Source organism: Streptomyces sp. TE5632 (assembly GCF_054061295.1).
The window spans coordinates 371,948-395,483 of record NZ_JBSSEA010000001.1; the positions used below are offsets into that span (position 1 = coordinate 371,948).

A 23,536-nucleotide genomic window follows, 5' to 3' on the forward strand; every position below is an offset into this window, starting at 1 on the left:
ATGAAACACTCAACCGCACCACACCACGGGCGTGGGGTCGTTCGTGGTTTCAGAACCAACACAGTGGACGCGAGCAACTGAGGACAAGCCCTCGGCCTATTAGTACCGGTCAACTCCACACCTTACGGCGCTTCCATATCCGGCCTATCAACCCAGTCGTCTACTGGGAGCCTTACCCCATCAAGTGGGTGGGAGCCCTCATCTCGAAGCAGGCTTCCCGCTTAGATGCTTTCAGCGGTTATCCCTCCCGAACGTAGCCAACCAGCCATGCCCTTGGCAGAACAACTGGCACACCAGAGGTTCGTCCGTCCCGGTCCTCTCGTACTAGGGACAGCCCTTCTCAAGACTCCTGCGCGCGCAGCGGATAGGGACCGAACTGTCTCACGACGTTCTAAACCCAGCTCGCGTACCGCTTTAATGGGCGAACAGCCCAACCCTTGGGACCGACTCCAGCCCCAGGATGCGACGAGCCGACATCGAGGTGCCAAACCATCCCGTCGATATGGACTCTTGGGGAAGATCAGCCTGTTATCCCCGGGGTACCTTTTATCCGTTGAGCGACGGCGCTTCCACAAGCCACCGCCGGATCACTAGTCCCGACTTTCGTCCCTGCTCGACCCGTCGGTCTCACAGTCAAGCTCCCTTGTGCACTTACACTCACCACCTGATTGCCAACCAGGCTGAGGGAACCTTTGGGCGCCTCCGTTACCCTTTAGGAGGCAACCGCCCCAGTTAAACTACCCATCAGACACTGTCCCTGATCCGGATCACGGACCCAGGTTAGACATCCAGCACGACCAGACTGGTATTTCAACGACGACTCCACCACCACTGGCGTGGCGGCTTCACGGTCTCCCAGCTATCCTACACAAGCCGAACCGAACACCAATATCAAACTGTAGTAAAGGTCCCGGGGTCTTTCCGTCCTGCTGCGCGAAACGAGCATCTTTACTCGTAGTGCAATTTCACCGGGCCTATGGTTGAGACAGTCGAGAAGTCGTTACGCCATTCGTGCAGGTCGGAACTTACCCGACAAGGAATTTCGCTACCTTAGGATGGTTATAGTTACCACCGCCGTTTACTGGCGCTTAAGTTCTCAGCTTCGCCACCCCGAAGAGTGACTGACCGGTCCCCTTAACGTTCCAGCACCGGGCAGGCGTCAGTCCGTATACCTCGCCTTACGGCTTCGCACGGACCTGTGTTTTTAGTAAACAGTCGCTTCTCGCTGGTCTCTGCGGCCACCCCCAGCTCACCGAGTAAATCGGATCACCGGTGATGGCCCCCCTTCTCCCGAAGTTACGGGGGCATTTTGCCGAGTTCCTTAACCATAGTTCACCCGAACGCCTCGGTATTCTCTACCTGACCACCTGAGTCGGTTTGGGGTACGGGCCGCCATGAAACTCGCTAGAGGCTTTTCTCGACAGCATAGGATCGTCCACTTCACCACAATCGGCTCGGCATCGGGTCTCAGACTACGTGTCAGGCGGATTTGCCTGCCTGACGTCCTACACCCTTACCCCGGGACAACCACCGCCCGGGCTGGACTGCCTTCCTGCGTCACCCCATCACTCACCTACTGCAGGTCTGGTCCGTCGGCTCCACCACTCCCCTTCACCCGAAGGATCCGGGGCGGCTTCACGGACTTAGCATCGCCTGGTTCGATGTCTGTCGCTTCACAGCGGGTACCGGAATATCAACCGGTTGTCCATCGACTACGCCTGTCGGCCTCGCCTTAGGTCCCGACTTACCCTGGGCAGATCAGCTTGACCCAGGAACCCTTGGTCAATCGGCGCACACGTTTCTCACGTGTGTATCGCTACTCATGCCTGCATTCTCACTCGTGAACCGTCCACAACTCGCTTCCGCGGCTGCTTCACCCGGCACACGACGCTCCCCTACCCATCACGATCCCCGTTGGGGGCACATATCGCAATGACACGACTTCGGCGGTACGCTTGAGCCCCGCTACATTGTCGGCGCGGAATCACTAGACCAGTGAGCTATTACGCACTCTTTCAAGGATGGCTGCTTCTAAGCCAACCTCCTGGTTGTCTGTGCGACTCCACATCCTTTCCCACTTAGCGTACGCTTGGGGGCCTTAGTCGATGCTCTGGGCTGTTTCCCTCTCGACCATGGAGCTTATCCCCCACGGTCTCACTGCCGCGCTCTCACTTACCGGCATTCGGAGTTTGGCTAAGGTCAGTAACCCGGTAGGGCCCATCGCCTATCCAGTGCTCTACCTCCGGCAAGAAACACGCGACGCTGCACCTAAATGCATTTCGGGGAGAACCAGCTATCACGGAGTTTGATTGGCCTTTCACCCCTAACCACAGGTCATCCCCCAGGTTTTCAACCCTGGTGGGTTCGGTCCTCCACGAAGTCTTACCTCCGCTTCAACCTGCCCATGGCTAGATCACTCCGCTTCGGGTCTTGAGCGTGCTACTGGGGCGCCCTGTTCGGACTCGCTTTCGCTACGGCTTCCCCACCCGGGTTAACCTCGCAACACACCGCAAACTCGCAGGCTCATTCTTCAAAAGGCACGCAGTCACGACGCGGGGACGAATCCCCGCGCGACGCTCCCACGGCTTGTAGGCACACGGTTTCAGGTACTATTTCACTCCGCTCCCGCGGTACTTTTCACCATTCCCTCACGGTACTGTCCGCTATCGGTCACCAGGGAATATTTAGGCTTGGCGGGTGGTCCCGCCGGATTCACACGGGATTTCTCGGGCCCCGTGCTACTTGGGTGTCTCTCCAACGAGCCGCTGACGTTTCGACTACGGGGGTCTTACCCTCTGCGCCGGACCTTTCGCATGTCCTTCGTCTACGCCAGCGGTTTCTGACTCGTCTCATGGCCGGCAGACCATGACCGAGAGATCCCACAACCCCGCATGCGCAACCCCTGCCGGGTCTTGCACGCATGCGGTTTGGCCTCATCCGGTTTCGCTCGCCACTACTCCCGGAATCACGGTTGTTTTCTCTTCCTGCGGGTACTGAGATGTTTCACTTCCCCGCGTTCCCTCCGCACTGCCTATGTGTTCAGCAGTGGGTGACAGCCCATGACGACTGCCGGGTTTCCCCATTCGGACACCCCCGGATCACAGCCTGGTTGACGGCTCCCCGGGGCCTATCGTGGCCTCCCACGTCCTTCATCGGTTCCTGGTGCCAAGGCATCCACCGTGCGCCCTTAAAAACTTGGCCACAGATGCTCGCGTCCACTGTGCAGTTCTCAAACAACGACCGACCACCCGTCACGCACCGCGTGCGCGGTGCTGTACCGGGGCCGGCACCGAGAGACAGGCCGTGCGGCCGTGCCCTCAGACACCCAACAGCGTGCCCGACACCCCCGCCCCCGCGGCCTGCGTTCCACGCTCCGAAGAGCAGTACTGGCAGCCCGAGTTGGCTGAAGGTGCCGAATAATCAACGTTCCACCCATGAGCTGACCACCGCCGGACGGATGCCGGCGCAGTGGCTCTGGCTGCCTGCGGCAGCTAGATGCTCCTTAGAAAGGAGGTGATCCAGCCGCACCTTCCGGTACGGCTACCTTGTTACGACTTCGTCCCAATCGCCAGTCCCACCTTCGACGGCTCCCTCCCACGAGGGGTTGGGCCACCGGCTTCGGGTGTTACCGACTTTCGTGACGTGACGGGCGGTGTGTACAAGGCCCGGGAACGTATTCACCGCAGCGATGCTGATCTGCGATTACTAGCGACTCCGACTTCATGGGGTCGAGTTGCAGACCCCAATCCGAACTGAGACCGGCTTTTTGAGATTCGCTCCACCTTGCGGTATCGCAGCTCATTGTACCGGCCATTGTAGCACGTGTGCAGCCCAAGACATAAGGGGCATGATGACTTGACGTCGTCCCCACCTTCCTCCGAGTTGACCCCGGCGGTCTCCCGTGAGTCCCCAGCACCCCGAGGGGCCTGCTGGCAACACAGGACAAGGGTTGCGCTCGTTGCGGGACTTAACCCAACATCTCACGACACGAGCTGACGACAGCCATGCACCACCTGTACACCGACCACAAGGGGGCGCCCGTCTCCGGGCGTTTCCGGTGTATGTCAAGCCTTGGTAAGGTTCTTCGCGTTGCGTCGAATTAAGCCACATGCTCCGCCGCTTGTGCGGGCCCCCGTCAATTCCTTTGAGTTTTAGCCTTGCGGCCGTACTCCCCAGGCGGGGAACTTAATGCGTTAGCTGCGGCACCGACGACGTGGAATGTCGCCAACACCTAGTTCCCACCGTTTACGGCGTGGACTACCAGGGTATCTAATCCTGTTCGCTCCCCACGCTTTCGCTCCTCAGCGTCAGTGTCGGCCCAGAGATCCGCCTTCGCCACCGGTGTTCCTCCTGATATCTGCGCATTTCACCGCTACACCAGGAATTCCGATCTCCCCTACCGAACTCTAGCCTGCCCGTATCGACTGCAGACCCGGGGTTGAGCCCCGGGCTTTCACAATTGACGCGACAGGCCGCCTACAAGCTCTTTACGCCCAATAATTCCGGACAACGCTCGCGCCCTACGTATTACCGCGGCTGCTGGCACGTAGTTAGCCGGCGCTTCTTCTGCAGGTACCGTCACTTGCGCTTCTTCCCTGCTGAAAGAGGTTTACAACCCGAAGGCCGTCGTCCCTCACGCGGCGTCGCTGCATCAGGCTTGCGCCCATTGTGCAATATTCCCCACTGCTGCCTCCCGTAGGAGTCTGGGCCGTGTCTCAGTCCCAGTGTGGCCGGTCGCCCTCTCAGGCCGGCTACCCGTCGTCGCCTTGGTGAGCCGTTACCTCACCAACCAGCTGATAGGCCGCGGGCTCATCCCTCACCGCCGGAGCTTTCAACCCCCGCCCATGCGGGCGGGGGTGTCATCCGGTATTAGACCCCGTTTCCAGGGCTTGTCCCGAAGTGAGGGGCAGATTGCCCACGTGTTACTCACCCGTTCGCCACTAATCCCCACCGAGGTGGTTCATCGTTCGACTTGCATGTGTTAAGCACGCCGCCAGCGTTCGTCCTGAGCCAGGATCAAACTCTCCGTGAATGCTTCCGGGGTGTCCCGGTGACACACACGGGAGCGGAACCGCCGGAGGAATGATCCGGCGGTTCACAGCGTCCTCGCTGTGTTTTTTCAAAGGAACCTCGTCCCGGCCCTGGGGGCCGGAGACGGGGTATCAACATATCTGGCGTTGATTTTTGGCACGCTGTTGAGTTCTCAAGGAACGGTCGCTTCCTTTGTACTCACCCTCGCGGGTTTTCCTCCGGGCGCTTCCCTTCGGTTCTGCGTTTCCGACTCTATCAGTGTTTTTCCGACCTCCTGACCACCGCCCTGCAGGCATGCAGAAGGTGATCTCAAGATAAGATCTGATGAGTTGGGCTGCCGAGAGACAGAACGCGCGTGATCGCACCGCTCAACCCCAGGCAGGCCCTCGACTGTACATGGGGCCGCGGAGCGGGTGCAAATCACTGTGAGATGTGGTCTAGACCTCTAATCGGTCCTCTCACACGGAACCGGTACTACCTATGACATACCCTGCATCACAGTGCGCCGTCCGAGACAGGCAGTGACGGGCTCCTATAGATCTCCGCCCCTGGGAGGCTTCCCATGACCACCGTGACGTCCCCGCTCGCAGGACGGGCCATCGGACTGGAGTCCGTGCCCGATCCCGTCTTCTCCGGGGCCATGGTCGGCCCGGGTACAGCGATCGACCCTGTACGGGAGCCCTCCGCAGCCGTCTCCCCCGTGGACGGTGTCATCGTCTCTCTCCACCCGCATGCGTTCGTCGTCGTCGACGAGAGCGGGCACGGTGTGCTGACGCATCTCGGTATCGACACCGTGCAGCTCAACGGTGAGGGCTTCGAGCTGCTCGTCAACAAGGGCGACACCGTGGCCCGTGGTCAGAGCATCGTGCGCTGGGACCCTGCCGCCGTCGAGGCCGCCGGCAAGTCCCCGGTGTGCCCGGTCGTGGCCCTGGAAGCCACTGCGGAGGCTCTCTCCGAGCTGCGCGACGACGGCGAAGTGAAGGCCGGCGACAGTCTCTTCCTCTGGAAGTGACGTCAGCGCCGTCCCAGGACGGCGAGCAGGGCAATCAACGCGGCGGCGCGGGCCGCCGCACTATCGGAGACGGTGAGATGGAGACAACGCTGCGAGGCGTCGGCGTGAGCCACGGTGTGGCGATCGGCGAGGTTCGGCACATGGGAACGGCCGTGCTCGAACCGCCGGCCAGGCAGATCCAGGCGGAAGAGGCGGAGCGTGAGCAGGGGCGCGCCCGCAAGGCCGTGGAGGCTGTGGCGGCCGATCTGATGGCGCGCGGCAATCTGGCGGGCGGGGAAGCCCAGGCGGTCCTCGAGGCTCAGGCCATGATGGCTCAGGACCCTGAGCTGATGACGGACGTGGAACGTCGTATCACCGCGGGCAGCACCGCCGAGCGTGCGGTGTACGACGCGTTCGCCGCGTACCGCGAGCTGCTGGCTGCCGCCGGTGAGTATCTGGCGGGCCGCGTGGCCGACCTCGACGATGTCCGGAATCGGATCGTCGCGCGGCTGCTCGGGGTACCGATGCCGGGTGTCCCGGACAGCGACGAGCCGTACGTCCTGGTGGCTCGGGACCTGGCGCCGGCCGACACGGCGCTGCTGGACCCCACCCTGGTGCTCGGTTTTGTGACCGAGGAAGGGGGGCCCACCAGCCACAGCGCGATCCTGGCGCGGGCGCTCGGGGTGCCGGCCGTGGTGGCCCTGCCGGGTGCGGGTGAGCTCGCCGAGGGGACGATGATCGCGGTGGACGGCAGCACCGGTGAGATCTTCGTGAACCCGAGCGAGGAGAAGAAGGGGCAGCTCGAGGCTGCGGCGGCCGCGCGCAGGGCATCGCTGAGCGCGTCGACCGGGCCCGGTGCGACCGCCGACGGTCACACGGTGCCGCTGCTGGCGAACATCGGCGGTCCGGCGGATGTGGCGGCCGCGGTCGAGGCGGGCGCGGAGGGCGTCGGTCTCTTCCGCACCGAGTTCCTCTTCCTGGACGACAGCAAGAACGCTCCCTCCGAGGAGAAGCAGGTCGCGGCCTACCGTCAGGTGCTCGAGGCTTTCCCCGAGGGCCGTGTGGTGGTGCGCGTGCTGGACGCGGGCGCGGACAAACCGCTGGACTTCCTCACTCCGGCCGATGAGCCGAACCCGGCGCTGGGTGTACGTGGTCTGCGGTCACTGCTCGACCACCCGGAGGTGCTGCGTACCCAGCTGTCGGCGCTGGCCAAGGCCGCGGAGGGGTTGTCCGTCCAGCTTGAGGTGATGGCCCCGATGGTGGCGGACCGTACCGATGCCAAGGCTTTCGCCGACGCGTGCCGTGAGGCGGGCCTGCGTGCGAAGTTCGGTGCGATGGTCGAGATTCCGTCGGCTGCGTTGCGTGCGCGCTCGATCCTGCAGGAGGTCGAGTTCCTTTCGCTGGGGACGAATGACCTCGCGCAGTACACGTTCGCCGCGGACCGCCAGGTGGGCGCGGTGTCCCGGCTGCAGGATCCGTGGCAGCCCGCGCTGCTCGACCTGGTGGCGCTGTCCGCCGAGGCGGCGAAGGCCGAGGGCAAGAGCTGCGGTGTCTGTGGTGAGGCCGCTTCCGATCCGCTGCTTGCTTCGGTGCTGACCGGTCTGGGTGTCACCTCCCTCTCCATGGGCGCGGCGTCCATTCCTTATGTACGGGCGGCGCTGGCGAAGTTCACGCTGGCGCAGTGCGAGCGGGCCGCAGCGGCGGCCCGTGCGACCGACAGCGCCGAGGAGGCCCGTAAGGCCGCTCAGGCAGTGCTGTCGGGCGAGTAGTCGGCAGACAGGGCAGTCAGCCCGACCAGCCGCTCTTCGTGAGGGGCGCTCCATTTGCTGGGGCGCCCCTTTTCCTTCCCTCCGACCCTCCGGTTCCCCTTCTGCGTTTCTCGTTCGTGTTCAGTGGCGGTGGGTCGGGCTCGGGCCCTCGTCCGCGAGGTCGGGCGGCTCGCAGTAGTCGACATTGGACTCGGGCGAGATGAGGTCTCCGGATTCCACGTCGGTGCAGTAGGCGTCGAAGACCTCTCCCGCGGTGAGGGGTTCGAGGCCGTGGGCACGCAGCCGCCAGCCGTGGATGCGGTCGGCGGTGCCTGGTGCGGTGGTCCGCATGACGAGTCCGCCCGGACTGCCGGTGGCGAGGCCGACTGCCAGCACCGTGGTGAATTCGAGGAGCTCGGCGTCGTCCAGTTCCATGTGTCCGTCGTTGTCGTCGGCGTGCAGGACGGCGACCAGGGTCTCGGGTGGTCCGGAGACGCTGCAGACGAGGTGCCGGTTACCGGGTCCCGCGGTGTCGAGGATGCGGACGATCAGCTGGGAGGCGCGGGCGAAGGCCTCGCGGCCCAGGTCCTCACCACACGAGGCGCAGGCACCGAGGCGGGCGAGGAGTGTGGTCGCGTACTCCCAGGTCGCCCGGCGGACCGCCTCGCCGACGAGGGCGGGCAGGAGGTCGGCCAACGGCTGCCCCTCGTAGGGGACGGTGGGTCCTGTGACCGCGAGTTCGGCGGTGAAGCGGGTGCGGCTGGTGCGGTGGTCGGGATCGAGGCCCGTGTGCGCGCAGAATGCCGCGTACTCCTCGGGATCGAAGAGGGCCAGTGTGGTGTGGTTGCCCTGCAGGGCACGTGTCCTGAGGACAGCCTCCATGTGTGCGAGGTACGTGGCGTGGTCGGCGAAGACGAAGCTCCGGTAGTGCCGCATGGCGCGGAAGTCGTGCTCGTCCGTCAGCACCCCGATGGTGCCCGCGATTTCCCGGCGCAGGGCACGCCGGAGGGTTCGGTGGTCGGTGTACGTCATGTCTCCCCCTGTACAGTCGATCAATGCTCACTCAGGGTAACCGGGGGCACTGACAACGGCGTACGGAGGTGACGGCGAGTGAGCGACACCGCGCCCCGCTCACTCGCCGTCCGGGGGGTCAGGTGCGGCGACGGGCCAGGCCCTCGTAGAACGTGAGCAGGTCCAGGTTGTCGACGGACCCCGGGTTGACCGCCTTCTCCAGCGGCGTGCCCTGGAGAAGGCGTTTGACCGGGACCTCGATGCGCTTGCCGGTCAGGGTGTGCGGCACCCCTGGCACCTCGATGATCTCGTCCGGGACATGGCGTGGCGACAGGTGCTCACGGATGGTCCGCTGGATGAGCCCCTTCAGGTCCTCGTCGAGCACGACGCCTGGTGCCAGGTGCACGAACAGGGGCATCCAGTAGCCGCCGTCGGGCTGTTCGACGCCGATGACGAGGGATTCCTTGATCTGGGGAAGGCGTTCGACGGCCTCGTAGATGTCCGCCGACCCCATGCGGACGCCCTGGCGGTTGAGCGTGGAGTCGGAGCGGCCGTGGATGACGACGGAACCGCGCGAGGTGAGGGTGATCCAGTCGCCGTGCCGCCAGACGCCGGGATAGGTGTCGAAGTAGCTGTCGTGGTAGCGGCTGCCGTCGGGGTCGTTCCAGAAGTGGATCGGCATGGACGGCATCGGATTGGTGACCACGAGCTCGCCGACCTCGTCGGTCAGGGGTTTTCCGCTCGGGTCCCAGGACTGCAGGTCGGTGCCCAGACCGGGTGCCTGCAGTTCGCCGATGTACACGGGGAGGGTGGGCACGGCCCCCGCGAAGCAGGAGCAGACGTCCGTACCGCCGCTGACGGAGGCGATCCACAGGTCGGCCCCGCTCTCGGCGAACTCGTCGTGCAGCCAGCGGAAGCCGTCGGGCGGCAGGGGGGAGCCGGTGGTGGCGACGCACTGCACCGCGGAGAGGTCGAAGTCGCGGGCGGGGTGCACGTCGGCCTTGCGGCAGGCCATGACGTACGCGGCGGAGGTGCCGTAGAGGGTGGCGCCGGTGCGTTCGGCGATCCGCCACTGGGCGCCCGTGTCCGGGTAGCCGGGGCTGCCGTCGTACAGGACGATCGTCGTTCCGGTGAGGAGACCGGAGACGAGGAAGTTCCACATCATCCAGCCGGTCGAGGTGTACCAGAAGAAACGGTCCTCCGGCCCCAGGTCGCAGTGCAGTCCGAGCTGCTTGAGGTGTTCCACCAGGATGCCGCCCTGGGACTGGACGATCGCCTTCGGCAGTCCGGTGGTGCCGGACGAGTAGAGCACCCACAACGGATGCTCGAAAGGCACCTGCTCGAAGACCGGTTCGGTGTCCGCGGAGGTCAGGGCCGACCAGTCCAGCGCTCCGTCGGGGGCGTCGGTCCCGAGCAGGGGGACGTGCACGACCGCACGCAGGGTGGGCAGTTCACGGCGCAGTTCGGCGACGACGTCGCGGCGGTCGTGCTCCTTTCCGCCGTAGCGGTATCCGTCGACGGTGAACAGGACGACCGGTTCGACCTGCTGGAAGCGGTCGAGCACGCTGCGGGCGCCGAAATCGGGCGCGCAGGAGGTCCACACGCCGCCCACCGCAGCGGTGGCCAGGAAGGCGACAACGGCCTGCGGGATGTTGGGGAGGTAGCCGCTGACGCGGTCTCCGGGACGTACGCCCAGGGCGCGCAGCTCGGCGGCGAGGGAGCCGACCCGGCGGCGCAGCTCGGCCCAGGTGACGGGCCTGGGGTCATGGGTCTCGTCGACGTACAGGAGCGCCGGCTCGTCCGCGCGGGCCGCCGCCGCGCGGAGGGCGTGTTCGGCGTAGTTGAGGGTGGCACCGGGGAACCACTGGGCGCCGGGCATCGAACGGTCGCCCAGCACGCGCGTGCAGGGGGTCGAGAAGCGGACGTCGAACCACTCCGTGACGGCCTTCCAGAAGGTTTCCGGCTCGTCCACGGACCAGCGGTGCAGTGCCGCGTAACCGCCTTCGGCGGGGGCGCCGTGCCGCTCGGCGGCCCTTGCCTGGAACGCGGTGATCCTGGCCCGGGCGATGCGCTGCGGATCAGGCTGCCAGAGCGGCTGGGGGTTCTCGGTCGACATGGGCGGCTCCCGGACTGTGCGCGTCGTGTGCGTCCTGCGCGCACGGGCTGGGGTGTGCGCGTGACGCGGCTGACAGGAACGATGCCATGTGATCGTCTTCCGAACCAGGGCGTGCCCCCACAGTCCGTGTCGTGAAGATGTGGTCCGTTCACGGGTGAACGGCAGTTGAACGACACTCGTGTGAGGTGCACGCAATGGCAGGGTGAGCCCCATGGACGGTCGTGGCCTGGTGCGTTCGGTGAGATCGGTCGGTTCGGTGGGCGCGGCACGGGGGTTGCGTACCGTACGGGCAGCGTGGCGCAGGCGACGGGCCGACGCCACCGGGCTGCCACCCCGGGGGACGGAGCGCGCACGGACGCCCGGACAGGTGCGGGAGGTCGAGCCTGGGCCCGGGGGCGGTGTCGTCCGGTTCGACCGCTCCGAGCTGCGGATCCTCGTCGCCGTGAACGGCGCCGTCTTCTGGGGCTGGGACGGAGCTGCTCCCGAGCCGTCGTACGCGCTGGCCGGTCGCTGTCCCGATCCGGATCCGCGGGCGGTGCTGGAGCCGGACAAGGACGGCGGCTGGCGTGTGGTCGCCGAGCGGGTGACGGTCGCCGTCTCACGGCTCGGCTCGGTGGAGGTGCTCACCCCGGGAGGTGTGGTTCTGCGGCGTGATCTGCCGCCGCGCTGGTGGGAGCCGGCAGGAGGTGGCACCGCGCGCTGGATGCAGCGGTCGGAGGTGCGGGCCGACGCCCGGTTCTTCGGGCTCGGGGGGCGTGCTTCCGGGCCGGGGCTGCGGGACGGCACCTACCGGCTGTGGAACACGGGCCCCGGTCGCGCTTTCGGGCCCGGTGACGATCCGCCCCCCATCACGATGCCGGTGCAGCTGGTGGTGGCCGACGCGGGCACGCATCTCGCGTTCCACGACAGTTCGTGGGACGGCACGGTGACACTGCGGGAGGGTGCGGAGGGCGCCGGCTCCGGGCACGACCGGGGTGGGACGAGCACGCTGCGGATGGACGGGGGCCCACTGCGCTGCTGGGTGATGGTGGGCACTCCCGCGCGGGTGCTGCTCGCCTGGGGGTCGCTGACCGGTGCGCCCGCGCTGCCGCCCGCGTGGGCCTTCGGCCATCATCACGCGCGGTGGGGCCGGGGTGGCGAGCAGGAGGTGCGGCGGACCGTCGCCTGCTACCGGGAGCACGGGCTGCCGCTCGACGCCGTCCATCTGGGCGTCGGCCACCACGACGCGCACCGGGTGTTCACCGTCGACCAGGAGCGGTTCCCGAAGCTGCCCGCTCTCGCCGACGAGCTGCGGCGGGACGGGATCCGGCTGGTGTCGGTCGTCGGTCCCGCGGTCGCTGCCGAGGGCGGCAACGCCGTGCACGACTCGGGGGCGGCGCAGGAGGCGTTCGTGCGGGACGCTTCGGGAGAGGTCGTTCAGGGCGTCTCCCGGCCCGGAGACGTCGTGTTCCCGGACTTCACACACGCGCGCGTGCGCCGGTGGTGGGGCGGTCTGTACACGGAGCTGCTGGAGCAGGGTTTCGCGGGTTTCTGGCACGACCTGAACGAGCCGACGTCGTTCACCGCGTTCGGGGAGCCGACGCTCCCCCGCTCGGCACGGCACGCCCTGGACGGGCGGGGCGGTGATCACCGCGAGGCGCACAACGTGTACGCGCTGTGCATGGCCAGGGCGGCCTACGAGGGGCTGCGGACGCTGGTGCCGCAGGAGCGTCCTTTCGTGTACTCGCGCTCGGGGTGGGCCGGTATGCAGCGCTACGGAGGGACGTGGTCGGGGGAGGTGGCCACGGGCTGGCCCGGGCTGCGGGCCTCCCTGGCCCTGGTGATGGGGCTCGGGTTGTGCGGTGTCCCGTATGCGGGGCCGGATGTCGGCGGGCTCGACGGGGACTCGTCCGCGGAGCTGTATCTGCGGTGGCTCCAACTGGGTGCCCATCTGCCGCTGTTCCGCACGCACGCGGGTGCGGGGGCGGGGAGGAAGGAGCTGTGGGAGTTCGGTGCCGAGGTGGTGCGGCACGCGCGCGTGGCCCTCGTCGGGCGTCGCCGGCTGCAGCCGTACTTCGTGACGCTGGCACATCTGGCCCGGCGCACCGGGGCTCCCTGTGTGCGGCCGCTGTGGTGGTCGGCGCCGGAGGAGCGCGCGTTGCGCGACTGCGAGGACGCCTTCCTGCTGGGTGACTGTCTGCTGGTGGCACCGGTGCTGGTCCCGGGGGTGGAACGGCGTACGGTGCGGCTGCCCGGCGGGCGTTGGTACGAGTTGGCCACGGGACGGGCGTACGACGGGCCCGCCCAGGTGCTGGTCGACGCGCCCCTGGACCGCATTCCGGTGTTCGCCCGCGCGGGCTCCGTGATTCCCGTGCGCGGGGAGGACGGTGGGCTGGAGTTGGAGGTGTGGGCGCCCGTGCGGGGGCGGGCCGGGGGCGGGACGGTCGTCGCGGATGTCGGCGACGGCTGGGAGGAGCCGGAGATCGAGCGGTACGGCGTCCGCTGGGTGGGGGCCCGGATCGTCGTCGAGCGGGAGGGTGCGGACGGCGCCCGCGAGCTGCCCTACCCGGTGCGTGTACGCGGGCTCGGGCCGCGCTGAGCCGGGCCTGGGCGGGCCTGGAGTCAGATGTACCGGCCCTCGAACCAGGCGCGCGCGGCCCGCGTGTGCAGCGGGAAGGCGAGTTCCTCCGCGCGGCGCAGCAGGTGCCGGCCTTCCGTCTCGTCCGTGGCGGCGAAGGGTGGCAGGCCTTCCGCTGGACGTTCCGGGAGGAGACCGAACAGCAGGAGGTGTCCGTCGGGCGAGCTCATGGCGTCCGCGAGTCGCACGTCCCGGCTCGCCGCGTCGATGCCGGTCTCCTCCCGGAGTTCGCGTACGACGGCCTGGCGCCAGTCCTCCCGGTCGTCGATGTACCCGCCGGGCAGGGCCGTGCCTCCGCGCGCGGGGGCGATGGACCGGGTGATGACGACCAGGGCGGTGCCCTTCGTGTCGTACACGGGCTGGAGGGCGACCGCGACCGGCAGCGGGTTGCGATAGGCGACGGCACCGCATGCCGGGCAGTCCCGGGGCCAGCCGGAGACGCCCGCGCCGAAGGGCGTGCCGCAGCTCGAACAGTGGGAGTCCGGCACGGGGTCGAGGGCCGGGCCGGGGGTGCGGTTTCTGGGCACGCGCGGACTGTAGCCGATCACGGCGGGGGTGTCTTCGGGGGGCCGCTCACCAGGCGGCTTCGGGGAGCGCTCAGTGGTGACCGGTGGGCGACCCGCGGGACACCGGGAAGTCGAAGCAGGTGTCCGGATGAGCCTCCGGCTTGAAGGCGCAGTGCCACCGCTCCTCGGCCAGGTTCACGAAGCCGAGGCTCTCCAGGGTGCCGTTGAGGAGCAGCCTGTTGGCCCGTTGTTCGCCCTGTACGCGGGGGTCGAGGGTGTGGCTGAGCGTGTCGAAGCAGTCGTAGCCGGTGTCCATGTCGACCGAGTTGTCGGGGAACCGCCGGTCCTTGGCACAGCGCACGAAGTTGTGCGGGGCGAAGTGGCGCATCTCCTGGATGATCGCCGGGTCCACGCTGTTCGGCGCCACGAAGTCCTCGGGTGCCTTGGGCTCCGGCTTCTCCGGAGCGGATGCGGCGGTCGTGGCCGTCAGGGCGGCGAGCGCGGTGATCAGGACGCGTACCGCGTGGGTACGGGCCCGTCCCGGGGCGCGTGTCCCGTATTCCGGTCGGCGGGGGTACGGGACACGTCCGGGTGCGCTTCAGACGGTGACGGTCCGGCGGCGCTGGGCCGCCTGTGCCATGGCGTGCTGGACGACACCGACAAGCACCTCCTTGACCGACTCGCGGTCCCTGGCATCGCCCATCACGAGCGGTACGTGCGCGTCGAGGTCGAGGGCCCGGCGGACGTCCTCGACCGGGTGACGCGGGGCTCCCTCGAAGCAGTTGACGCCGACGAGGAACGGTATGGAGCGCCGCTCGAAGTAGTCGACGGCCGCGAAGCAGTCCTCCAGCCGCCGGGTGTCGGCGAGCACCACAGCGCCGAGGGCGCCCTCGGCGAGCTCGTCCCACATGAACCAGAACCGCTCCTGGCCGGGAGTCCCGAAGAGGTACAGCACCAGATCCTCGCGGAGCGTGATGCGGCCGAAGTCCATGGCCACGGTGGTGGTGTTCTTCGCCTCCACACCGCTGAGGTCGTCGACCGGGCGTCCGGCCTCGGTGAGCAGTTCCTCGGTGCGCAGCGGCCTGATCTCGCTGACCGCTCCGACGAGCGTGGTCTTGCCCACGCCGAAGCCACCGGCCACCAGGATCTTGAGCGTGACGGGCTCGACCGGGGGCTTGCCGCGCTCAGAACGCCCGAAGATCATCGTTCTTCTCTCCTGCTCGGTGGGGATCGGGCGGTGGACCGTATCCTCCACCGCCGGGGGTTTCGATGACGAGTACGTCGCCGGCGCGGACGTCCGCCGAGTCGCTTCCGCCGAGTTCGGTGACGCTGCCGTCCGCGCGGTCGACCCGGTTGGCGCCGGGCGCGCCGGGCGCGCCGCCCGCCATGCCGTACGGGGGGACCCTCCGGTGCTGGGAGAGCGTGGAGACGGTCATGGGCTCCAGGAACCGGATGCGGCGGACCGCTCCGTCCCCGCCGCGCCACCGTCCCGCGCCGCCGCTGCCTGCGCGCACGGCGAACTCCTCGAGGCGGACGGGCAGCCGCCACTCCAGGACCTCGGGGTCGGTGAGCCGCGAGTTGGTCATGTGGGTCTGCACGACGGAGGCTCCGGGGAAGCCCTCTCCCGCACCCGAGCCGGAGGCTACGGTCTCGTAGTACTGGTGGCGGGCGTTGCCGAAGGTGACGTTGTTCATGGTGCCGGAGCCCTCGGCCTGGATGCCGAGCGCCGCGTAGAGGGCGCCGGTGATGCTCTGGGAGGTCTCCACATTGCCCGCGACGACGGCTGCCGGGTGCCGGGGCGCCAGCATGGAGCCGGGCGGCACGATGATGCGCAGCGGGCGCAGACAACCGTCGTTGAGCGGGATGTCGTCGGCGACCAGGGTCCGGAAGACGTACAGGACGGCCGCGTTGACGACGGAGAAGGGGGCGTTGAAGTTGGTGGGGAGCTGTGCCGTGGTGCCGGTGAAGTCGATGGTCGCGGAGCGGTTCTCGCGGTCGACGCGCACACGCACGCGGATGGCGGCGCCCGAATCGGTTTCGTAGGTGTACTCGCCGTCGTCGAGGGCGTCGATGACGCGCCGTACCGCGTCCTCGGCGTTGTCCTGGACGTGCCGCATGTACGCCTGGACCACGTCGAGGCCGAAGTTCTCGATCATGCGGCCGACCTCGTCGACGCCCTTCTGGTTGGCGGCGATCTGGGCGCGCAGGTCGGCGAGGTTGGTCTGCGGGTTGCGGGAGGGATACCGCGCTTCGGTCAGGAGACCGAGCGTCTCCTGCTCGCGGAACCGGCCGTTCTCGGTGAGGAGCCAGTTGTCGAAGAGGACGCCCTCCTCGTCGATGGTGCGGCTGTCGGCGGGCATGGAGCCCGGGGCGATGCCACCGATCTCGGCGTGATGGCCGCGCGAGGCGACGTAGAAGAGGACCCTCCGGTCACCCTCCGTGGTGTCACCGTCCACGGTGCCGGGGGACGCTGCGCCGGGGGACGCCGCGCCGAAGACCGGGGTGATCACGGTGACGTCGGGGAGATGGGTGCCGCCGTGGTACGGGTCGTTCACGGCGTAGGTGTCGCCCGGGCGCATGGTGGTACCGCGCCGCCGGATGACCTCCTTGACGCCGGTACCCATCGATCCCAGGTGGACGGGGATGTGGGGGGCGTTGGCCACCAGGTTTCCGTCCGGGTCGAAGAGGGCGCAGGAGAAGTCCAGGCGCTCCTTGATGTTGACGGACTGGGCGGTGGACTCTAGGCGGGCGCCCATCTGTTCGGCGATGGACATGAAGAGGTTGTTGAAGACCTCGAGCAGAACCGGGTCGACTTCCGTGTCGAGGTCGGAACTCTGCGTAACGGCGGCGCGTTCCATGACCAGATGCCCGTCGTCGGTCGGCGAGGCCCGCCAGCCTTCGTCGACGACGGTCGTGGAGCCGGCCTCGGTGACGATCGCCGGGCCGGAGACGGTCTCGCCGGGGGAAAGGTCCTCACGGTGGTGGAGGGGGGCGTCGCGCCAGGTGCCGCCGGTGTGGAGGCGGACGGGTCGCGCAGCGGCGGGGCGGCCCCGGTAGGGGGCGAGGGTGGAGAGATCGGGGGGGTCGGTGATGCCGGTGGCTTCGACGGAGAGGGATTCGACGACGATCGGGCGGTCGAGCGTGAAGGAGTACGTGGCGCGATGACGTTCTTCGAAGGCGCGGCGCATGGTGTCGGCGTCGGTCAGTTCGACGGTGAGGGCGGTGTCGGTGCCGTCGTAGCGGAGTTGGGCGCGACGGGTGACCTCGATCCGGTCCTCGGGGACGTCCTCGGCGAGGAGTTCGGCGCGGGCCGCCGCTTCGAGGTCGTCCGCGGTCCGGTGGACGCCGGGCATCGCAGCGGGCTCCAGGGGTGCTTCGGTGGAGCGTTCACGCATGGCCGTGGTGTCGGCGAGGCCGATGCCGAGTGCGGAGAGGACACCGGCCGCGGGTGGCACGAGGACGGTGCGGATACCGAGGGAGTCGGCGACCATGCACGCGTGCTGCCCGCCCGCGCCGCCGAAGGTGGTGAGGGCGTAGCGGGTGATGTCGTGGCCCTTCTGGACGGAGATCCGCTTCACCGCGGCGGCGATGTTGGCGACGGCGATCCGCAGATAGCCCTCGGCGACCTGTTCCGGGGTGCGGTCGTCGCCGGTCCGGTCGCGGATCTCGCGCGCGAGGGCGGTGAAGCGGTCGCGGACGAGTTCGGTGTCGAGGGGCTGGTCGCCGTTCGGCCCGAAGACCGCCGGGAAGTGGTCGGGCTGGATGCGGCCGAGCATGACGTTGGCATCGGTGACGGCGAGCGGGCCGCCGGCCCGGTAGCAGGCGGGGCCGGGGTCGGCGCCCGCCGAGTCGGGCCCCACGCGGTAGCGGGAGCCGTCGAAGTGGAGGACCGAGCCGCCGCCGGCGGCGACCGTGTGGATGTCCAGCATGGGCGCGCGCAGCCGCACGCCGGAGATCTGGGTGGTGAAGACGCGTTCGTACTCCCCCGCGAAGTGTGAGACGTCGGTGGAGGTGCCGCCCATGTCGAAGCCGATGACCCGGTCGTGGCCGGCGAGCTGCGACATGCGGGCCATCCCGACGATGCCGCCGGCCGGACCGGACAGGATCGCGTCCTTGCCGCGGAACTGCGCCGCTTCGGCGAGGCCGCCGTTGGACTGCATGAACATCAGCCGTACCCCGTCGAGTTCGTCGGCCACGTGCTGGACGTAGCGGCGCAGCACGGGCGAGAGGTAGGCGTCGACGACGGCCGTGTCCCCGCGCGGGACGAGTCTCATCAGGGGGCTGACCTCGCTGGACAGCGAGATCTGCGGGAAGCCGATACGGGCGGCGAGTTCACCGACCGCCTGCTCGTGAGCGGGGTGGCGGTGGCTGTGCATGCAGACCACGGCGACGGCCCGGATGCCGTCGGCGTGGGCCTGGCGCAGCGGCCCGCTCAGGGAGTCCAGGTCCGGGGCCCGCAGGACGGTGCCGTCGGCGGCGACGCGTTCGTCCACCTCGACGACCCGTTCGTACAGCAGCTCGGGCAGTTCGATGCGGCGGGCGAAGATGGCGGGGCGGTTCTGGTAGGCGATGCGCAGGGCGTCCCGGAAGCCGCGGGTGATGACCAGGAGGGTTCGTTCGCCCGTGCGCTCGAGGAGGGCGTTGGTGGCGACCGTGGTACCCATGCGTACGGATTCGACGGGTTCACCGGAGCCGGCCAGCAGTTCGCGGATGCCCGCGACCGCCGCGTCGGCGGCGGTGGCCGCCCCGCCGGGGCGACGCCGGGAGGGCGCGAGGGCCGGGTTGTCCGAGAGGAGTTTACGGGTGAGCAGTCGCCCGTCCGGGCGGCGCGCGACGATGTCGGTGAAGGTACCGCCTCGGTCTACCCAGAACTGCCAGCCTGCCATGTCAGTACCCCGCTTCCGCGCCGCTCACAGCGCTCGGAGGCCGTTGATCACGTCGCGCAGGATACTCTCGTCCGGCAGTTCGGCGGGGGGAACCGGCCGGTTCACGTGGACGGATCCGAGGTCGACGAGATCTCCGACGAGGACTCGTACCACTCCGGTCGGCAGGTCGAGTTCCGCGGCGAGTTCGGCGACGGTCTGTGGCGTGTCACGGCACAGCTCGACGATGTCCACGTGTTCCGGGGAGAGGGTGGGGTCCGCCTCAGGATCGTCCGCGTCGGGTTCGGTGACGACCACCGCGATCAGGTCGAGGCGGTGCTGGGCCGCACTCGTGGTGCGGCCCCGCGTCATGGCATACGGACGGACGACCGGTCCGGCCTCGTCGTCGAACCAGTGGCTTCTTCCCTCGCCGTCAGCACTCATGTCATCCCACTACCCGCCCGGGGGCAGATCGGTGCGTGGTTCGGCGTCCAGATGCGGACCGACCCGCTTCACGAGCAGGGTCATCTCGTAGGCGACCTGCCCGACGTCCGAGTCGGCGTCGGCGAGGACGGCGAGGCAGCTGCCGTCTCCGGCGGCCGTGACGAACAGGAAGGCCTCGTCGAGTTCGACGATGGTCTGGCGGACACCGCCTGCCTCGAAATGGCGGCCCACCCCCTTGGCTAGGCTGTGGAACCCGGAGGCGACGGCGGCGAGGTGCTCGCTGTCCTCGCGGGTCAGTTCCCCGGACGCCCCCGTGGCGAGTCCGTCGCCGGAGAGCACGATGGCTTTCCGGATGCTCGCGACGCGGCCCACCAGGTCGTCGAGGAGCCAGTTCAGCTCCCCCTTGCCGCCTTCGGCGTGGCCGGTCGTGTTCGGTGCGGTCATCGACCGTCCCCCTTAGTCACTCTTGCTTAGTCACTCTTGTTCATTCCTCGTGGTGCTGTCCCGCCGGGGCCGTCGTCGGCCTCGGCGTTCTCGTCGCGGCCGCGCTGCCAGCCGCGCTGGAGCGAGGCCATGCGGCTGCGCACTTCCTCCGCGTCCCGTTCGACGGGGTGGGATCTTTCCTCGTTCCGTGGTCGCGTGCTCCGTCTGAGCTGTGGAACGAGGCTGGCCTGCCGTACACGTCGGGGCAGCGATCCGGGGGCGGGCCGGTCGTCCGCGTCCTGCGGGCCGTCCGCGTACTGCGGGGTGCTGCCGGGGCGGGACTCCGTGCTCCGTCGGCGGGCGGGCAGGGGCGGCGGTGCGGGCTCCTGCCCCGGGTGGGCGGAGGGGGTGCCGGTGTCGTGGCCCGTCCGCTCCCGGCGGACGTGCTCGTCGCCGACCGGGCGGCCGTGGGAGCTGACCAGCTTGGGGACCCCCCTGCGGGGCAGCGGAGCGGGGCCGTCCATCTGCCCGTCCGTGTCCCTGTCCGGTCCGTCGCGTTTCTCGGGAGCCCGCTGATGCGGCTCACGCCGAGGTCCCGGCCGCTCGGCCTCGGCTCGGGTCGGGGAGCGCCGGGGGCGGAACAGGCCGCCGTGTTCGTTGTTCTCGTCGTCCTCGTCCCGCGGGGCCCCCGGATAGTCGTCGAGGGCGTCCAGGTCGACGGGGCCCTCGAGTTCGACCGGCCCGTCCAGCAGCGAGGCGGGCAGTCCGGTCAGTTGTACGGGCACCTGGGACAGCGCGAGACGGCGGTTTTCCTCCGGTTCCTTGTCCTTGGCACGTCGGGGCCGGTCGAGGCGGAAGCCGACTCCGTTGGTGTCCGGGACGTCGTCCGTCAGGAGTGCGTCCGGGATGAAGACGACCGCGGTGGTGCCGCCGTAGGGGGAGGGCTGCAGGGAGACCCGGACGTTCTGCCGCTGCGCGAGACGGCTGACCACGAACAGTCCGAGCCGGTCGGTGTCGGAGAGTTCGAACTCCGGGGTCTCGGCGAGCCTCAGGTTGGCGTCCAGCAGCGCTTCGGCCGCCATGCCGAGACCGCGGTCGTGGATCTCCAGGGTGAAGCCGTTGGCGACACGCTCGCCCAGGACCTGGACGGCGGTGTGCGGTGGGGAGAACACCGTGGCGTTCTCCAGGAGTTCGGCCACGAGGTGGGTGAGGTCGGCGACGGCGGGGCCGGTGACGGCGACCCGTGGCAGCCTGCGGACCTCGATGCGCTCGTAGTCCTCGACCTCGGCGACGGCGGCACGTACGACGTCCATGAGCTGAACGGGTTTGCGCCACTGCCGGGAGGGAGCGGCCCCGGAGAGGATGACCAGACCCTCGGCGTGCCGGCGCATGCGGGTGGTCAGATGGTCCAGACGGAACAGGTCGGCGAGTTCCTCGGTGTCCTCGGTCCGGCGCTCCATGCTGTCCAGCAGGGTGAGCTGTTTGTGCAGCAGGACCTGGCTGCGGCGGGCGAGGTTGACGAACACCTCCGAGACCCCGGAGCGCAGTTCGGCCTGTTTGACGGCCGCCTCCACGGCCGCGCGCTGCAGGGTGTTGAGGGCCTGGCCGACCTCGCCCATCTCGTTCCTGTCGTACTCCAGGCGGGGGACCTCGGTCTCGATGTCGACCTGTTCGCCCGCCGAGAGACGGCGCATCACACTGGGCAGTCGCACGCCGGACGCCTCATGGGCCTCGAGACGCAACTGCCGCAGGTCACGGATGAGGCCGCGGCCGATGCGCACGGACAGGACGAGGGAGACGAGGAGGGCGACCAGTCCGAGGACGCCGACGACGACGGCCTGGGTGATGACGCCCATGGCGACCGGGTGGACGCGTTCCTGATAGCGGTCGGTGGCCTGGTCGTTGAGGGCACCGAGTTCTTCGAGCACATGGCCGGCGGCGGTGTCCCAGCTCTTCGCGGTGACTCCGTGAGGCGGCCCGGTGCCGGAGGAGACGGCCGCTTCCTCGGCGACACGCAGCGGAGCGGACGCCGCGTTCTTCCAGAAGCTCTCGTAGCGGTCCCGGTCCGCAGCCGGCAACTGTGGCAGAGCGATGTCGTACAGCAGCGTGCGCTGGGCCACGAGGTCGGAGATGTTGCGTACCTCTGCGCGGGACAGCGTGCCGACGACGAGGGCCGAGCCGAGCAGGGCGTCCTCGCGGGCGAGGAGTTCACGGGCGCGACTGAGGTTGAGCAGGGCTCGGCCCTGCTGGTCCACCTCCACGTTGTCGATGTCGTCGAGGGAGGCCAGGAGGGCATGGCAGGAGTCCACGAGAAGGTTGTACTGGTTGAGGGCCTCGACGCGGTTCATCGTGCCCTGCTCGACGCTGCCGCGCAGGGAGTCGATGCCGTCGAACGCGTCCAGGACAGCGGTGAGCCGGTCCTCGCCGCCCGTGCTCAGCCTGTCGCGGACGTCGGGGTCGTCCGCGTTCTTGCGGACCTCGGTGATGGCGCCGTCGGTGGCCGTGCGAGTGGTGCGGAGCGCAGAGAGCGTGTCCGAGGCCCGCGGATCGGCGAGATGGACGAGGGTCTGGCGGCGTTCCTGCTGGAGGACGCGGACGGTTTCCTCGATCGGGTAGCCGATGTCCTCGACCACGGCGGAGACCCGGAACAGCTGAGTGACCGACCGTCCCGTGAAGACCGTGGCGAAACCCCAGATCGCCGTCAGGGACACCAGCGGCACGAGAAGCAGCGCCACGATCTTCCGGCGGACGGACTTCCCGCGAAAGCGCATGGCCTCCCCCAGCTCGCCCCCGGACGATCGGGGGCACACATGTGCGTCAACAAACGGCGCGAGCCTACTACCGAGCCGCGGCCAACTCGAAGAGTTCGCCGGAATCCGAACTTCCGTACCGACGGCGGGACATGGCGAGTTGTCCGCGCATTACGGGAGATTGCATCCCGGGTCGGGGGAGAGGCCGGGCGCCGATCTGCGGGCCCCGGCGGGGACAGTTGGCCGATTTTTTTCCTTGTCCGGGAATCTTTGCGACGTGCCGTTCGTCCTTCTCTGTGGGAGATGGGGGCGGAATCGGCCGCAGGAGCCGTGCCTCGCATCTGGGCGGCGTAAACCAGTGCAAGCCGGGCAGTCGTTGGGGAACCGGGTCTTCGGACGCGAGCGGGCGGACTGCCGGCGGTGGGGAGTGACACATTGATGGGCACGGCGGAGCGGTACGAGGCGCCCGAGGACGCCGCGGTGGCACAGATGACGACGCGGCCGGACACCGAGGTGCCGAAACGCGGCGCCCCCGCGGCGGAACCCGGAACCGCGGCGGTCGGCACCGACCCGGGGGAATCGGCCCGCGCGCCCGGTGAGGGCGTCCACGCAGAGACAGACACGCGCCGACGGCCTTACTACCGGCCGCTGTGGGTCGAGGAGCCCGCGCGGCGGCGCCGCTTGCCGGATCCGGTGCGTACGGCGTCCGTACGGGCCGTGCTCATCGTCGCGATGACACTGATTCAGGCCATGGTGGCCCTTCTGTGCACGCTGGCCGGGTCCTGGCTGGCCTTCCCCATGGTCATCAGCAGCGTCGTCAGCACGATCCTGGCCACCTGGGGGGTCCTCGACGTGTGGGTGACGCACCAGGTCTGGAACCAGCGCAACGGTGTGGTGTCCTCGCCCAGCAGCACCGCGCGGGCGCTGCGGCGCGAGCGGCGCCGCGCCCGTCGTAAGGAGAGGTCCGCCCAGCGTGCGCAGGCACGAATACGCCGCCGGGGCGGGGCCGGTCAGCTGTCCCACTCCTGACCCGGACA

The 23,536-nt window shown here is 68.5% G+C and carries 13 protein-coding genes and 2 rRNA genes; 4 read left to right on the forward strand and 11 right to left on the reverse strand.

The features are described 5' to 3' along the window. Positions 1-79 precede the first annotated feature (79 nt). Both ACVW19_RS01915 and ACVW19_RS01920 read right to left on the reverse strand, forming a co-directional pair. Positions 80-3,201: ribosomal RNA gene (locus ACVW19_RS01915) — 23S ribosomal RNA — on the reverse strand. A 305-nt stretch (positions 3,202-3,506) separates the two neighbouring features. Beyond that, positions 3,507-5,032 (reverse strand): 16S ribosomal RNA (locus ACVW19_RS01920). Together the 16S and 23S rRNA genes form the textbook arrangement of a ribosomal RNA operon. A gap of 561 nt (positions 5,033-5,593) precedes the next feature. Between ACVW19_RS01920 and ACVW19_RS01925 the strand changes: the two genes are divergently transcribed. Continuing rightward, positions 5,594-6,043, forward strand: coding sequence for a PTS sugar transporter subunit IIA (locus tag ACVW19_RS01925; RefSeq protein WP_457455947.1), 450 nt, complete (start codon positions 5,594-5,596; stop codon positions 6,041-6,043). A 77-nt stretch (positions 6,044-6,120) separates the two neighbouring features. After that, positions 6,121-7,791, forward strand: a complete 1,671-nt coding sequence (ptsP, locus tag ACVW19_RS01930; RefSeq protein ID WP_457456053.1) for a phosphoenolpyruvate--protein phosphotransferase — start codon at positions 6,121-6,123, stop codon at positions 7,789-7,791. Between the two features lie 120 nt (positions 7,792-7,911). On the opposite strand, the gene ACVW19_RS01935 is transcribed toward ptsP, so the two are convergent. Both ACVW19_RS01935 and ACVW19_RS01940 read right to left on the reverse strand, forming a co-directional pair. Beyond that, on the reverse strand, positions 7,912-8,802 hold the full coding sequence (locus ACVW19_RS01935) for a hypothetical protein (protein ID WP_457455949.1): 891 nt from the start codon (positions 8,800-8,802) through the stop codon (positions 7,912-7,914). Positions 8,803-8,920: 118 nt separating this feature from the next. Beyond that, positions 8,921-10,897, reverse strand: a complete 1,977-nt coding sequence (locus tag ACVW19_RS01940) for an acetoacetate--CoA ligase (protein ID WP_457455951.1) — start codon at positions 10,895-10,897, stop codon at positions 8,921-8,923. A 211-nt stretch (positions 10,898-11,108) separates the two neighbouring features. On the opposite strand from ACVW19_RS01940, the gene ACVW19_RS01945 reads away from it, so the two are divergent. After that, the gene (locus tag ACVW19_RS01945) at positions 11,109-13,475 is read left to right on the forward strand and encodes a glycoside hydrolase family 31 protein (RefSeq protein WP_457455953.1); all 2,367 of its coding nucleotides are present in this window, start codon (positions 11,109-11,111) and stop codon (positions 13,473-13,475) included. A gap of 23 nt (positions 13,476-13,498) precedes the next feature. Here ACVW19_RS01945 and ACVW19_RS01950 read toward each other — a convergent pair whose 3' ends face one another. The 7 genes from ACVW19_RS01950 to ACVW19_RS01980 form a co-directional block, all read right to left on the reverse strand. Beyond that, complete coding sequence (locus ACVW19_RS01950; RefSeq protein ID WP_457455955.1) at positions 13,499-14,041, reverse strand: NUDIX domain-containing protein; 543 nt, start codon at positions 14,039-14,041, stop codon at positions 13,499-13,501. Positions 14,042-14,111: 70 nt separating this feature from the next. Beyond that, positions 14,112-14,531 carry a M15 family metallopeptidase gene (locus tag ACVW19_RS01955; protein WP_457456054.1) on the reverse strand — a complete coding sequence of 140 codons (420 nt, stop codon included), beginning with the start codon at positions 14,529-14,531 and terminating at the stop codon, positions 14,112-14,114. Between the two features lie 87 nt (positions 14,532-14,618). Further along, positions 14,619-15,224 carry a GTP-binding protein gene (locus ACVW19_RS01960; RefSeq protein ID WP_457455957.1) on the reverse strand — a complete coding sequence of 202 codons (606 nt, stop codon included), beginning with the start codon at positions 15,222-15,224 and terminating at the stop codon, positions 14,619-14,621. After that, on the reverse strand, positions 15,205-18,906 hold the full coding sequence (locus tag ACVW19_RS01965; RefSeq protein WP_457455959.1) for a hydantoinase B/oxoprolinase family protein: 3,702 nt from the start codon (positions 18,904-18,906) through the stop codon (positions 15,205-15,207). Before ACVW19_RS01965 ends, ACVW19_RS01960 begins: the two co-directional genes overlap by 20 nt. A gap of 24 nt (positions 18,907-18,930) precedes the next feature. Then, a complete protein-coding gene (locus tag ACVW19_RS01970; RefSeq protein ID WP_457455961.1) occupies positions 18,931-19,326 on the reverse strand; it encodes a DUF742 domain-containing protein in 396 nt (131 codons plus the stop codon). A 9-nt stretch (positions 19,327-19,335) separates the two neighbouring features. Beyond that, on the reverse strand, positions 19,336-19,770 hold the full coding sequence (locus tag ACVW19_RS01975; protein ID WP_457455962.1) for a roadblock/LC7 domain-containing protein: 435 nt from the start codon (positions 19,768-19,770) through the stop codon (positions 19,336-19,338). Between the two features lie 26 nt (positions 19,771-19,796). Further along, positions 19,797-22,520: a nitrate- and nitrite sensing domain-containing protein gene (locus ACVW19_RS01980; protein WP_457455964.1), complete on the reverse strand. Its 2,724-nt coding sequence runs from the start codon at positions 22,518-22,520 to the stop codon at positions 19,797-19,799. Between the two features lie 417 nt (positions 22,521-22,937). On the opposite strand from ACVW19_RS01980, the gene ACVW19_RS01985 reads away from it, so the two are divergent. Next, on the forward strand, positions 22,938-23,528 hold the full coding sequence (locus ACVW19_RS01985) for a hypothetical protein (protein ID WP_457455966.1): 591 nt from the start codon (positions 22,938-22,940) through the stop codon (positions 23,526-23,528). Positions 23,529-23,536 lie beyond the last annotated feature (8 nt).